The 11,866-nt window shown below is 70.2% G+C and carries 12 protein-coding genes; 10 read left to right on the top strand and 2 right to left on the bottom strand.

What is annotated here, in order from left to right; all coding sequences use genetic code 11:
* Positions 1 to 87: 87 nt before the first annotated feature.
* The 8 genes from ACIPYT_RS02740 to ACIPYT_RS02705 all read left to right on the top strand — a co-directional run bounded on the left by ACIPYT_RS02740 (position 88) and on the right by ACIPYT_RS02705 (position 6,292).
* On the top strand, positions 88 to 549 hold the full coding sequence (locus ACIPYT_RS02740) for a hypothetical protein (protein WP_401070411.1): 462 nt from the start codon (positions 88 to 90) through the stop codon (positions 547 to 549).
* Positions 550 to 551: 2 nt separating this feature from the next.
* Entirely contained in the window at positions 552 to 959 is a 408-nt protein-coding gene (locus ACIPYT_RS02735) for a phage holin family protein (protein ID WP_401070409.1), read from the top strand.
* Positions 946 to 1,293, top strand: a complete 348-nt coding sequence (locus tag ACIPYT_RS02730) for a hypothetical protein (protein WP_401070407.1) — start codon at positions 946 to 948, stop codon at positions 1,291 to 1,293. Before ACIPYT_RS02735 ends, ACIPYT_RS02730 begins: the two co-directional genes overlap by 14 nt.
* Positions 1,294 to 1,388: 95 nt before the next feature.
* Positions 1,389 to 2,066, top strand: coding sequence for a hydrogen peroxide-dependent heme synthase (gene hemQ / locus ACIPYT_RS02725; RefSeq protein ID WP_401070405.1), 678 nt, complete (start codon positions 1,389 to 1,391; stop codon positions 2,064 to 2,066).
* Positions 2,067 to 2,073: 7 nt separating this feature from the next.
* On the top strand, positions 2,074 to 3,087 hold the full coding sequence (hemC, locus tag ACIPYT_RS02720) for a hydroxymethylbilane synthase (RefSeq protein ID WP_401070403.1): 1,014 nt from the start codon (positions 2,074 to 2,076) through the stop codon (positions 3,085 to 3,087).
* Positions 3,084 to 3,875, top strand: a complete 792-nt coding sequence (locus ACIPYT_RS02715) for a uroporphyrinogen-III synthase (RefSeq protein ID WP_401070401.1) — start codon at positions 3,084 to 3,086, stop codon at positions 3,873 to 3,875. Before hemC ends, ACIPYT_RS02715 begins: the two co-directional genes overlap by 4 nt.
* A complete protein-coding gene (hemB, locus tag ACIPYT_RS02710) occupies positions 3,872 to 4,849 on the top strand; it encodes a porphobilinogen synthase (protein ID WP_401070399.1) in 978 nt (325 codons plus the stop codon). Before ACIPYT_RS02715 ends, hemB begins: the two co-directional genes overlap by 4 nt.
* Before the next feature lie 126 nt (positions 4,850 to 4,975).
* On the top strand, positions 4,976 to 6,292 hold the full coding sequence (locus ACIPYT_RS02705; protein WP_401074723.1) for a glutamate-1-semialdehyde 2,1-aminomutase: 1,317 nt from the start codon (positions 4,976 to 4,978) through the stop codon (positions 6,290 to 6,292).
* Between the two features lie 213 nt (positions 6,293 to 6,505).
* On the opposite strand, the gene ACIPYT_RS02700 is transcribed toward ACIPYT_RS02705, so the two are convergent.
* Complete coding sequence (locus ACIPYT_RS02700; RefSeq protein ID WP_401070397.1) at positions 6,506 to 8,119, bottom strand: HNH endonuclease signature motif containing protein; 1,614 nt, start codon at positions 8,117 to 8,119, stop codon at positions 6,506 to 6,508.
* A 144-nt stretch (positions 8,120 to 8,263) separates the two neighbouring features.
* On the opposite strand from ACIPYT_RS02700, the gene ACIPYT_RS02695 reads away from it, so the two are divergent.
* Positions 8,264 to 8,713, top strand: a complete 450-nt coding sequence (locus ACIPYT_RS02695) for a hypothetical protein (protein WP_401070396.1) — start codon at positions 8,264 to 8,266, stop codon at positions 8,711 to 8,713.
* Positions 8,714 to 8,781: 68 nt separating this feature from the next.
* Here ACIPYT_RS02695 and ACIPYT_RS02690 read toward each other — a convergent pair whose 3' ends face one another.
* Entirely contained in the window at positions 8,782 to 10,617 is a 1,836-nt protein-coding gene (locus tag ACIPYT_RS02690; protein ID WP_401070394.1) for an ATP-binding cassette domain-containing protein, read from the bottom strand.
* A gap of 121 nt (positions 10,618 to 10,738) precedes the next feature.
* Here ACIPYT_RS02690 and ACIPYT_RS02685 point away from each other — a divergent pair, with 121 nt between their 5' ends.
* Positions 10,739 to 11,800, top strand: a complete 1,062-nt coding sequence (locus tag ACIPYT_RS02685; RefSeq protein ID WP_401070392.1) for an enoyl-CoA hydratase/isomerase family protein — start codon at positions 10,739 to 10,741, stop codon at positions 11,798 to 11,800.
* Positions 11,801 to 11,866: the final 66 nt, after the last annotated feature.

Below are 11,866 nucleotides of genomic sequence, written 5' to 3'. Positions count from 1 at the left end.
ACAGCGTTACGCTGGACACCTGGCAGGCGGCGCCGAGCCGCCGGGTCGCCCTCGGGCGGTCGTACCGGAACAACGTGAGGAGACCCCATGAAGGGGAAGATCGGACTCGTCGTAGGACTCGGCGTGGGATACGTCCTCGGGACGCGCGCAGGCCGCGAGCGCTACGAGCAGATCAAGACGCAGTGGCTCAAGGTCTGGCACCTCGACCCGGTGCAGGAGCAGGTCGAGAAGGTCAAGGGGTACGTCGGCGACAAGGCGGCGGCGGTGCCCGGCGCCATCTGGTCGGGTGTGCAGCGGGTCGTGAAGTCGGCCAACGGCGGCGGCACCGCGGGTCAGCGTCTCGACGCGGCCGTGGCCGCCGGCCGCAAGGCCGCCGAAGAGGTCGTCGACGCGACCGAGGATGCCGTCGACGAGGCGAAGTCCTCGGCGAAGAAGCCGGCCGCGAAGAAGCCCGCCTCGACGTCCGCAGCGAAGAAGCCGGCCGCGAAGAAGTCGGGATCCACCCGATCGACTTCGTCGTCGCGCTCGACGACAAAGTCCGGTGACTGATCGTGCCCCGCGGATACCGCGATCGCGCGGATGACAGTCTGCTGTCGCTCATCGGCGACCTCCCCTCGCTGATCTCGAACCTCGTGAAGGCCGAGATCGACGCGGCGAAGAAGTGGGTGTCGAAGACCGCGAAGGATGCCGGAATCGGCTCCGTGTGGTTCGTCGTCGCGCTGTTCTTCCTGTTCTGGGCCGTGCCGGTGATCCTGGTCTTCGCGATCGCCGGGCTCTCCTCGTGGTGGCCCGTGTGGCTGTCGGCGCTCGCCGTGTTCGGCATCCTTCTCCTCGCCGTGCTGTTCTTCGCGCTGCTCGGCATCCTGAAGTTCCGCAAGGTGCTCCGCCGCGAGAATCCCGCGCAGGCGGTCGGCGAGGACCTCCGACTCGTGAAGGAAGCCGGCGATGACGAACTCTGACAACTCGATCCGCGGCCCCCGTCAGGCGCGGTCCGGATCGCGCGACTCCCGGTACGGCTCTTCGGCATCGACGTCGTCCCTGCCGAAGACCGCGGTGCCGGCCGGCATCGTCGACCCGGTGGAGTCGGCCCGGGCCGAGCTCAAGGCCGCGCTCGCCGCGATCGAGGTCAAGGGCAACGTCCCTCGACGCCTCGACCAGGCGTCCAAGCGTGCGGCCGTGAAGGCCCGTGCGTTCGCCGACCGCAACCCGGTCGGCGCGATCGCCGCTGCCGTCGCGCTCGCCGCGACGGTCGGCGGCGTCGTGTGGGTGGTCGCTCGCGCGCTCTCCCGCTGATCCCGACCTGCCCCGGCATCCTCGGCGTCGTCGGTCGGATCTGAGAGCGGGCATCCAGTTTCGCTACTCCTCGGCAAAGGAGGCAGACTGGTCGCATGTCCGCTGAGCGCGAAGAGAACCTGTCCGGCTTCACCCTGTGGGCCGTGTGGCGGCGCAACCCCGACCTCCCCGTGACCGAGTCCGATGCCACCGAGCTCGAGACGATCGTCTCGTACATCGAGGACTCGGGTGTCACGGTGCGCGGGTTCTACGACGTCTCCGGGCTGAAGGCCGATGCCGATCTGATGGTGTGGCTGCACGGCGCGACGGCCGAGGAGCTGCAGCGCGCTCTGCGTCGCCTGCGCCGCACCGAGCTGCTGCGCTCCCTGCTGCCGGTCTGGAACGTCATGGGCGTGCACCGCGACGCCGAGTTCAACAGGGCTCACGTGCCCGGCTTCCTGCGCGGCGTCGAGCCGAGGGACTGGCTGTGCCTGTATCCCTTCGTCCGCACCCCGGAGTGGTATCTCGCTCCCGAGGACGAGCGGCGCGCCATGCTCGCCGACCACGGTCGCAAGGGTGCCGCGTTCACCGGCGTCGTCGCGAACACGGTCGCCGCATTCGCGCTCGGCGACTACGAGTGGATCCTGCCGATGGAGGCCGACGACGTCACCGACCTCGTCGACATGATGCGCGACCTGCGCTACACCGAGGCCCGCCTCTACGTGAAGGAGGAGGTGCCCTTCTACACGGGGCGCAGACTCCGGTTCGACGAGATCGCGGACGTGCTGCAGTAAGCCGTCCATGAACACGTCGATCAGCCGGTCCGATCCCATCCGACTGGGCACGCGCCGCAGCGCACTCGCTCAGGCGCAGTCGGGGCACGTCGCCGCCGCCCTCGAGAAGGTCTCGGGGCGTCGTGTCGAGCTCGTCCCGATCACGAGCGAGGGCGACACGAATCGCGCCTCGCTGTCGGAGATCGGCGGTCAGGGCATCTTCGCGACGCGTCTGCGCGAGGCGCTGCTGGCGGGGGAGTGCGACTTCCTCGTCCATTCGCTCAAGGATCTGCCGACGGCGATCCCCGAGGGGCTCGTGATCGCCGCGACACCGCCGCGAGAGGATGCCCGCGACGTCGCCATCACGCGCGGCGGCACGCCCCTGCATGAACTTCGCTCCGGCAGCACGGTCGGCACGGGGTCTCCGCGTCGCATCGCGCAGGTGCGGCGTCGCTCCCCGCACGCACGGGTCGTCGACATCCGCGGCAACGTCGACTCCCGCCTGCAGCGCGTCGCGTCCGGAGAGCTGGATGCGGTGATCCTCGCCGCGGCGGGTCTGTCGCGTCTCGGCACCGACTCGCCGCTGCGCCGCGAGGAGCTCGGACTCGCCGAGTGGCCGACCGCTCCGGGCCAGGGATCGCTGGCGGTGGAGACGCGTGCGGATGCGCCGACCGAGCTGCTCGAGGCCCTCGGAGCCCTCGACGATCACGCGACCCGTCTGGCGATCACGGTCGAGCGGGCGGTGCTGGAGGGTCTCGATGCCGGATGTCAAGCCCCCATGGCTGCGCACGCGGTGCTGCAGGACGGCGAGATCCGCGTCAGGACGGTCGTCTACGCCCCGGACGGGGGTCGGCGGATCGGCCTCGACGTCACCGAGGCGCTGAACGGGGAGTATATTCGTCGGAACGGCAGTGGCAATGGGGCGAATGCTGCCGATGGTGCAGACCCGATGCACGCAGCGCGCGAGCTCGGGTTGACTGTTGCCCGTCGGCTGCTCGAACAAGGGGCGGCCGACCTTGTTTTCCGAGAGCATTCTTCATGACTGATTCGAAGCAGGACCGACCGCTGAGCGGCTGGCGCATCCTCGTGCCGCGCGGGGGGCCGTGGGGCGACGGCGTCGCCGCGAGCCTTCGGGCACAGGGGGCCGTCCCCGTGGTGGCGCCGCTGATCAACTTCGCGCCGACCACCGATCAGGCGACGCTCGATGTCGCTCTGTCCCAGCTCGCCGCCGGGGCGTTCGACTGGCTGACGGTGACCAGCGCCACGACCGTCGACGTGATGTTCGCGCATCGCGCCGTGGTTCCGCGCTCGACGAAGATCGCCGCGGTGGGGGAGACGACGGCCGCGGCGCTGCAGGCCGTCGGCTACGAGGTCGCACTCGTGCCCGATCAGGACAACTCTGCGGAGGGGATGGCCGAGCAGCTGATCGCGCTCGAGACCGAGCCCCGTCGCATCCTCGCCCTGCGCAGCGAGATCGCGAAGCCCGTGCTCAGCGTGCTGCTGCAGGAGGCGGGACACGACGTCGACAGCGTCGTCGCGTATCGCACGGTCGGCGTCCCGGTGACCGACCGCATCAAGCGCGATGTCGAGAACGGTCGCATCAACGCGATCCTCATCACCAGCGGGTCGGTGGCCGCGCAGGTTCGCGAGCAGTTCCCGGAGATCCCCGACGAGACGCTTCTCGCGGCGATCGGTCCGCGCACGGCACGGGATGCCGACAAGGCCGGGCTTCCGATCACGGTCGTCGCCGACCGGCAGACGGTCGATGCCCTCATCGACGCCGTATCGACCTTCACCCTCCCGCACGCGGCTGACGAGCTGGCGCCGTGAGCTTCCCCGACGTCCGACTGCGGCGACTGCGCCAGTCGCCCGCGGTTCGCGGCCTCGTGCGCGAGACCTCGATCGAGCCCCGGCAGCTCGTGCTGCCGTTGTTCGTGCGCGAGGGGCTCGATGAGTCGGCGCCGATCGGCTCGATGCCCGGAGTCGCACAGCATTCGCTGGACTCGCTCAAGGCAGCGGCTGTCGAGGCCGCGGATGCCGGAGTCGGCGGTGTCATGCTGTTCGGTGTGCCGGCCGTGCGCGATGCCCGCGGCTCGGGGGCCGACGATCCTCGCGGCATCCTGAACGTCGCGACCGAGGCGCTCGCCGCCGAGGTCGGTGATGCGCTGGTCGTGCAGACCGACCTATGCCTCGACGAGTTCACCGATCACGGGCATTGCGGCGTGCTGTCGGCCGATGGGTCGGTCGACAACGACGCCACGCTGGAGCGGTACACCTCGATGGCGCTCGCGCAGGCGCGCGCAGGCTCGCAGCTCCTGGGACTGTCCGGAATGATGGACGGCCAGGTCGCCGTGATCCGTCGTGCCCTGGACGCCGAGGGATTCACCGACACCCTGCTGCTCGCCTACGCCGCCAAGTACGCGAGTGCCTTCTACGGCCCCTTCCGAGAGGCCGTGGATTCGCAGCTGACCGGCGATCGCCGCACGTATCAACTCGACCCCGGCAACCGGCGCGAGGGCGTTCGGGAGGCCGTCGTCGACGAGCAGGAGGGCGCCGACATCGTGATGGTCAAACCGGCGATGGCGTTCCTCGATGTTCTGCGCGAGGTGCGCGACACCGTCGGGATCCCTGTCTGGGCGTACCAGGTGTCGGGCGAGTACGCGATGATCGAGGCCGCGGCGGCGAACGGATGGATCGACCGCCGTGCGTCGATCCTGGAGTCGCTGCTCTCGATCCGCCGCGCGGGGGCGGACGCCGTGTTGACGTACTGGGCGACCGAAGCGGCCCGCTGGTTGCGATCCTGAGCACTCCGGTTCGACGGTCCGGTGCAGCCGACCTGAGTCCCGTGCACAGCAGCCCGGGCTAGCCTGGGAGGAGTGCCCGGAGCCTTCCGAGCGACGCCTGAGGAGTGTGCTGTGACCGACCGCGCTGTGACCGACCGCAACGACGACCTGTTCTCCGCTGCCCGTGCTGTGATCCCCGGCGGCGTGAACTCGCCGGTGCGCGCATACGGATCGGTCGGCGGCACGCCCCGCTTCCTGGCGTCTGCGCGCGGTGCCCGGGTGACCGATGCGGCCGGTGTCGAGTACGTCGATCTGGTGGCGTCGTGGGGTCCTGCCCTCCTCGGGCACGCACATCCCGAGATCGTCGCCGCGGTGCAGGACGCCGCGACGCGAGGCCTCTCGTTCGGTGCGCCGACCGAGGGCGAGGTGGAGCTCGCCGAGCTGATCGCCGACCGTGTGCGTGTGGGCGATGCCGCGCCGATCGAGCGCGTGCGGCTCGTGTCGACGGGCACCGAGGCGACGATGACCGCGATCCGTCTGGCCCGCGGGGCGACCGGACGCGACCTTCTCGTGAAGTTCGCCGGCCACTACCACGGTCACTCCGACGGGCTCCTGGCCGCGGCGGGGTCGGGCGTCGCGACTCTCGCGCTCCCCGGTTCGGCGGGAGTGCCCGCGCCGGTCGCGGCGCAGACGCTGGTGATCGACTACAACGACCGTGCCGCTCTCGAGGCCGTGTTCGCGGAGCACGGCGAACGGATCGCCGCGGTGATCGTCGAGGCGGCGGCCGCCAACATGGGTGTCGTGGCTCCGGATGCCGGGTTCAACGCCTTCATCGCCGAGACCGCACACGCTCATGGCGCGCTGATGATCCTGGATGAGGTGCTCACGGGCTTCCGCGTGCATCCGGCGGGCTTCTGGGGTCTGCAGGCGGCGGCCGGTGAACTGTACGCCCCGGACATCGTCACGTTCGGCAAGGTCGTCGGCGGAGGGATGCCGCTCGCCGCGCTCGGCGGTCGGGCCGACGTGATGGACCTGCTCGCGCCGCTCGGCCCCGTCTACCAGGCCGGGACCCTCTCGGGCAATCCGCTCTCGGTCGCCGCGGGCCTCGCCACGCTGCGTCTGGCGACACCCGAGGTGTACGCCGCGGTCGACGCTGCGGCGTCCCGAATCTCGACAGCGCTCGACGACGCTCTCGCCGGTGCGGGAGTCAGCCACGCGGTCGCGCGTGCAGGCAACCTGTTCAACGCCTCGTTCCGCCCCACCGCTCCTCGGGACTATGTCGAGGCCCAGGCGCAGGAGTCGTTCCGCTACGCCCCGTTCTTCCACAGCATGCGCGAGCAGGGAGTGGCCCTGCCGCCGAGCGTCTTCGAGGCGTGGTTCCTCACCGCCGCACACGGCGAGGACGACCTGCAGAGGATCGAGGCCGCCCTCCCGGTCGCAGCACAGGCGGCAGCCCGGGCTTGAGACGCGGGCTTGAGACGCGGGGCTTGAGACGCGGGCTTTAGACGCGGGCTTAGACGAGGGCTTGAGACGAGGGCCTGAGACGAGGGCTTGAGACGCGGGGCTTGAGACGAGGGCCTGAGACGAGGGCTTGAGACGCGGGGCTTGAGACGCGGGCTTGAGACGCGGGCCTGAGGTCTGAGACGCAAAGTCTCGACCCGACCGTGCCCACGTGCTCTAGGTGAACATCACCCGTCTCTGCGGCGAGTCCCGATAGCTGCGGCCGAGCGGACTGAGCCAGTCGATCGATCCGTCGGAGAGCTGTCGTGCGCTCCAGCGATGATCGTCGGCGATGTCGGGATGCTTGAGCACATGGTGCGAGGCGCAGAGGTGCGCGAGGTTGTGGTTCTCGGTGCGACCGCCCTTCGCATGGTCGTGCGTGTGATCGATCTGACACCGGTGCACGGGCATGCGACAGCCGGGGAATCGACAGTGCTGATCGCGGGCTCGAAGGAACCGACGCATCGGCTCTGTCGGCGAGTACGTGTCGGTCGCCGTGACGATGCCACGAGCGTCGAGGAACAGCCGTGACCACCCGCCGTTGCGACCTGCCAGGTCTCGGGCGATCTCCGGGTGCAGAGGTCCGACACCGTCGAGCTCTGCGGGCCGATCGTCGAGTCGGGCCAGCGTCGTCGCCGCGACGGTCACCTGGATCCGTGCCTGAACGCCGTCGAGCCCTGAGCCGTTCGCCGCACTGGGATCCGCGGCGAGCAGCATATCGGTGAGCAGATCAGCACGGACCTGATCGATCGTTCTGTCGTCGGAGGCGCGGTGCCGGGTGTTCTCGCCGTCGGCATCCGTTGAGGCCTTCCCGTCGGGATGTCCTGTGCTCCCGCCGTCGGCATCCCCTGAGGTCCTGTCGCCGGGATGTCCCGTGCCGATGCTGCCAGTCGAGGTGACCAGAGGGTCGGTCGTGAATGTGCCGTCACCGAAGATGGCGCCGCGGTCGTCGCCGAACGCGGCGGCATCGTGACTCTCGCCGCGCCCGGCGCCCGCGCCGTGCTCTGCGCTCTCGCCGTGGTCTGCATTCTCGATGCGCCCCGAGGTGCCGGCACCGACGTCATCTCTATCGCTGCCTCCGTCAAGACTCTCGTGGCGGGCGTGGAACTGCTCCGTGTCCGAGCGTCGGATCTTCCGTGCAGCGACCACCCCGCGGGCGAGCTGCGTCAGTCGATCCATGATCGCGACGGCCAGATGCTCGGGGAGGACCACTGTCAACAGCGCGAGGCCGTCTCCGACCGAGCGCATCTCGACGGTGCGCTCGGCACGCGAGCGCTCCAGCCGCTCGACGACCGTCGTTCCCGCGAGGGCGGCCGCCAACGCGCGCACGTGTACCGCGGTGCGCGCCGGCGACTCGTTCTCCGCCACGACCACAGCGCCCGTGTCGTACGCGTGGAGCGCTTCAGAATCCGCTCGACCGTTCCTCACCGCCTCGCGGACGATGTCGCCCTCGCGGACGATCGCTCGCACATGCTGAGCCGTGATCGAACCGGTGCGGAAAGCGGCGAGTGCCTCGGGGTGACTGCGATGCAGGAAAGCCGCATCGGTGAACGCATACTCCATGCTTCCCGTCGACTGCCGCCCGGCCGCGGCGTACTCCGCGATCATCGAGCGGTGGATCGCGTCACGGTGGAACGGGTGCTCGGCGGCATCGGACTGCGACAACTGCATGCGCGCGTCGAGAAGTGCAGCCGCCTCGGCTTCGAGAACCGCGATCGCACGCCGCTTCTCGAGCCACGCGTCGAGCAGCGCTCGGCGGCGGTCGAGATCGGAATCATCGGGAGTTGCCATACCTCCACTTTAGTAGATATGTTCGAATCTCGAGCGGAACATCGGTATGAAGGAGAACGTGGTGGTGGGAACCGACAACGGATCGTTGCCGTCCTGTGAAGAAGACGCAGACAACTGGCAGGGAGCCGCTGGCAGACTGGACGCATGGTGACGTTGCTGCTGGACCAGACGCAACTCGAGATCGTGCTCTCGCCGATCGAGCGAGCGGCCAGCTTCCACCGCGACAATCTGCGCATCGCACGCGACACGATCTCCAAGGTGCAGCTCACCGATGACGCCTGGACCTGGCTGCGCGGTGTGCCCAATCCCGGCACCCACATCCCCGGTGTGCTCGCATCGGGCACCTGGAAGGCGGCCGGCAGCGTCGACTTCGTCCTGATCCGGCGACACCGACCGAGCGTCGTCATCGATCTCGACGGGGATGCCGACTACCGACGCCTCATCATCACGACGCGTCACGGCCTGTCGCTCACCCAGGCATTGCGCCTCGACGTGTCGACGGAACCGTCCGACGTCGAGGAGATCGTTGCGACCGCGCCGACGCCGGTGTCGAAACAGCGTCGCCGTCCCGTCATCCGGCCTCGACCGGCGTGACCGCCGACTGACGAGAAAGCCCTCCGCACCGATCGGCGCGGAGGGCTTTCTCGTCAGTCGATGACGTGTCAGTCGTGGCGATGCTCGCCGTCGTGGCTGTGCTCGCCGTCGTGGACCTCGCCCTGGTGCTCACCGTCGTGGTTCGGCTCGCCGTCGTCCGTCGCCCCGTCGCGGCTGTCGTCCTGTTCGGCGGTCTGATCCGCGTCTCCGGACGGAGCCCACGCGGGCACCTGATCGATCACACCGGTGCTCGCGACCGACCAGTGCGCGTCATCGCCCGCCGCGTCGGTCGCGGCGTCGTCGCGGCGCTCCGGGGAATCCTCGGTGGCGTCCTCGGCGTCGCCGACCGGGTAGTCCGCGGGTTCGTCGTCGTAGTAGGCGCGCGCCGCGGCGGCGAGCATCGACGTCACGGCCGCCGAGCGGGCGTCGTCGGTGTCGGCATCCCCATCGGATGCGTCCGCACGGCTGTCATCCCCATCGGATGCGTCCGCATCGCCGACGCCCTCGCCGAGGTCATCGAAGATGTCGACACCCGACGCGTCTGCATCCTGGTCGTCGGCCGCCGTCGTGTCCACGGCCTCGGCCGACTGCTCCTCGCCTCCGGCGGGCTGCTCTTCGCCTCCGGCGACGGACGCGTCTCCGGTGCCGAAGAGGATGTCGTCGAACGAGGGGGCCGGGGCGTCGTCGGCGTCGGCGCCCGGCGCGGCGGGTTCGATGTCAGCAGCGGCTTCGGGCTCCGGGCTCTGCTCGGGTTCGATGTCGGCGCCCTGCTCCGTGTCTCCGTCGCCACTCGGCGCGGTGGCAGGGTCCTCGGTCTGCTCGAACTGCTCTGCGTCTGGCTCCGCCTCCGGCTCGGGAGCACCCGCGGTCGGCGGCGCGACGGCATGCACCTCGGACGCGGCGCCAGGTGCATCTGCTTCCTGCGCGGCATCCGCTCCGTCGGCGGGGTCGGTCGCCGGCTCCTGCGCGACGACGGCCGCCGACGCCGCTGCCACCGCGCGCGGCCCGAGCGTCCCGCCGCGGACGAGTTCGATGAAGACGTCCTCGAGCGTCGGACCCCGCTGCGCGAGCGAGCTGAGCGCGACTCCCGCAGACGCGGCGATCGCGCCGACCGTCTGTGCGTCTCCGCCGCGGACGCGGAGTCCGGAGCGCAGAACCTCGACCTCGAATCCGGCGGCCGACAGCGCGCTGCGCAGGCCCGCGCGGTCGACGGAGTCGACGACGACGGAGCCGCCCGAGGGGTCGGCGAGGGTCTCGATGCCGCTCGACAGCACGAGCTGGCCCTTCGAGAGCACCAGCACGTGGTCGGCGACCTGCTCGACCTCGCTGAGGACGTGCGACGACACGAGCACCGTGCGCCCCTCGTCGGCGAGACGGCGCATGAGGAGGCGCATCCAGCGGATGCCCTCGGGGTCGAGCCCGTTCGCGGGCTCGTCGAACACGAGCGCTCCCGGGTCTCCGAGGAGCGCATGGGCCACGCTCAGCCGCTGACGCATGCCGAGCGAGAAGCTGCCGATGCGCCCTTCGGCCTCGTGCTCGAGGCCGACGAGCGACAGGACCTCGTCGACGCGGGAGAGCGGGATGCCGTTGGCCTTCGCCGCGATCGTGAGGTGGCGGGTGGCGCTGCGGCGCGGACGGTAGACGGTCTCTTCGAGCACCGCGCCGATCGTGCGCAGAGGGTGGCGGAGCTCGGGGTACGCGACGCCGCCGATCGTGGCGGTGCCGCTCGTGGCGCGCACCTGGCCCAACAGGATGCGCAACGACGTGGTCTTCCCGGCGCCGTTGGGGCCGAGGAACGCGGTGACGACTCCCGGCTCGACGCGTGCGGAGAGGTCGGACACCGCCGTCACGTCATTGAAGCGCTTCGTCACGCGCGTGAACTCGAGCACCTGTCCGTCGGGCATCCGCGACCTCTCGTTGCAATGGGCGGTTCTGTCTATCCTGCCGGAAAAGCCGTCGGATCGCGTATTTTCCGCACGAACCTGTGCAGAGGCGCACCCTCGAGGAGGAGGTAGCCTGGCACGCGTGACCGCAACGACCGCAGCTCCCCGTGTCCTCATCCGTACGGAAGGAGCGCTCGGAAGGCTCACGCTCGACCGGCCCGAGGCCATCAACGCGCTCGACGTCGACATGATCCAGGACCTCACCTCCGCTCTCGAAGCCTGGCGGGACGACACCGACGTGCAGATCGTCATGATCGACGGCGCCGGCGACCGCGGCATGTGCGCGGGAGGCGACGTGCGGGCGCTGCACGCGCAGATCGTCGCGGGGCAGGCGGAGACGACGACGGAGTTCTTCCGCTCCGAGTACGCGCTCGACGCGATGATCGCGGAGTACCCGAAACCGGTCGTCGCGATCGCGGACGGCATCACGATGGGCGGCGGCATCGGCCTCGCCGGGCACGCCGCGATCCGCATCGTGACGGAGCGCTCGAGGCTCGCGATGCCCGAGACGCGCATCGGGTTCACGCCCGACGTCGGCGGCACCTGGTTGCTGGGCAGGGCTCCCGGCCGCTTCGGGGAGTACTTCGGCCTCACGGGATCGACCATGAACGGCGCGGATGCCGTGCTCCTCGGTTTCGCCGACCACTTCGTACCCTCGGACCGCCTCGACGCCCTTCGCGAGGCGCTCGCGTTCCGTGCCGATCCCACGGGTCCGGCCGAGATCGTGCTGCTGTTCGACGAGACCCCCGAGCCCTCGCAGCTCCCCTCGGCGCGCGAGTGGATCGACGATGCGTTCTCCGCCGACTCGGTCGCCGAGGTCGTCCGGCGGCTGCGGGCGCGCCCGGAGGAGGATGCCGTCGCGACGGCCGATCTCCTCGAAGGGCTGTCCCCGACGGCGTTGACGGTCACGCTCGACGCGGTGCGCGAGGCCAGGGGGATGCCGGGACTCCGCGCCGCGCTGGAGGGCGAGTACCGCCGCGTGATGTGGTTCGTGCGCGAGCACCCCGATCTCGTGGAGGGCATCCGCGCGCAGCTCGTCGACAAGGACCGCGATCCGCACTGGACGCCCGCCACGATCGACGGGCTCGATGCGGATGCGGGCGCGCCGGCGCGCGCGTTCGTCCCGGAGCGCGCGCTGTTCTGAGGCGTATACGCGTTCTTCGCCTCGGTGCAGATACCCGTGCACCCGGCGCGGTCCGGTTCGCTGTGA

The sequence above is a fragment of the Microbacterium sp. NPDC089695 genome (assembly GCF_044749085.1).
GTDB lineage: Bacteria > Actinomycetota > Actinomycetes > Actinomycetales > Microbacteriaceae > Microbacterium.
Note: the sequence above shows the minus strand (reverse complement) of the source record. Positions and strands in the feature narration are given on the sequence as shown.

Bases quoted from the DNA above. Each gene is read 5' to 3' on its own strand.
- ACIPYT_RS02715 (WP_401070401.1), top strand. From the start codon at position 3,084: ATGACTGATTCGAAGCAGGACCGACCGCTGAGCGGCTGGCGCATCCTC.
- ACIPYT_RS02730 (WP_401070407.1), top strand. From the start codon at position 946: ATGACGAACTCTGACAACTCGATCCGCGGCCCCCGTCAGGCGCGGTCC.
- ACIPYT_RS02690 (WP_401070394.1), bottom strand. From the start codon at position 10,617: ATGCCCGACGGACAGGTGCTCGAGTTCACGCGCGTGACGAAGCGCTTC.
- ACIPYT_RS02700 (WP_401070397.1), bottom strand. From the start codon at position 8,119: ATGGCAACTCCCGATGATTCCGATCTCGACCGCCGCCGAGCGCTGCTC.
- hemC (WP_401070403.1), top strand. From the start codon at position 2,074: ATGAACACGTCGATCAGCCGGTCCGATCCCATCCGACTGGGCACGCGC.
- ACIPYT_RS02740 (WP_401070411.1), top strand. From the start codon at position 88: ATGAAGGGGAAGATCGGACTCGTCGTAGGACTCGGCGTGGGATACGTC.
- hemQ (WP_401070405.1), top strand. From the start codon at position 1,389: ATGTCCGCTGAGCGCGAAGAGAACCTGTCCGGCTTCACCCTGTGGGCC.
- ACIPYT_RS02695 (WP_401070396.1), top strand. From the start codon at position 8,264: ATGGTGACGTTGCTGCTGGACCAGACGCAACTCGAGATCGTGCTCTCG.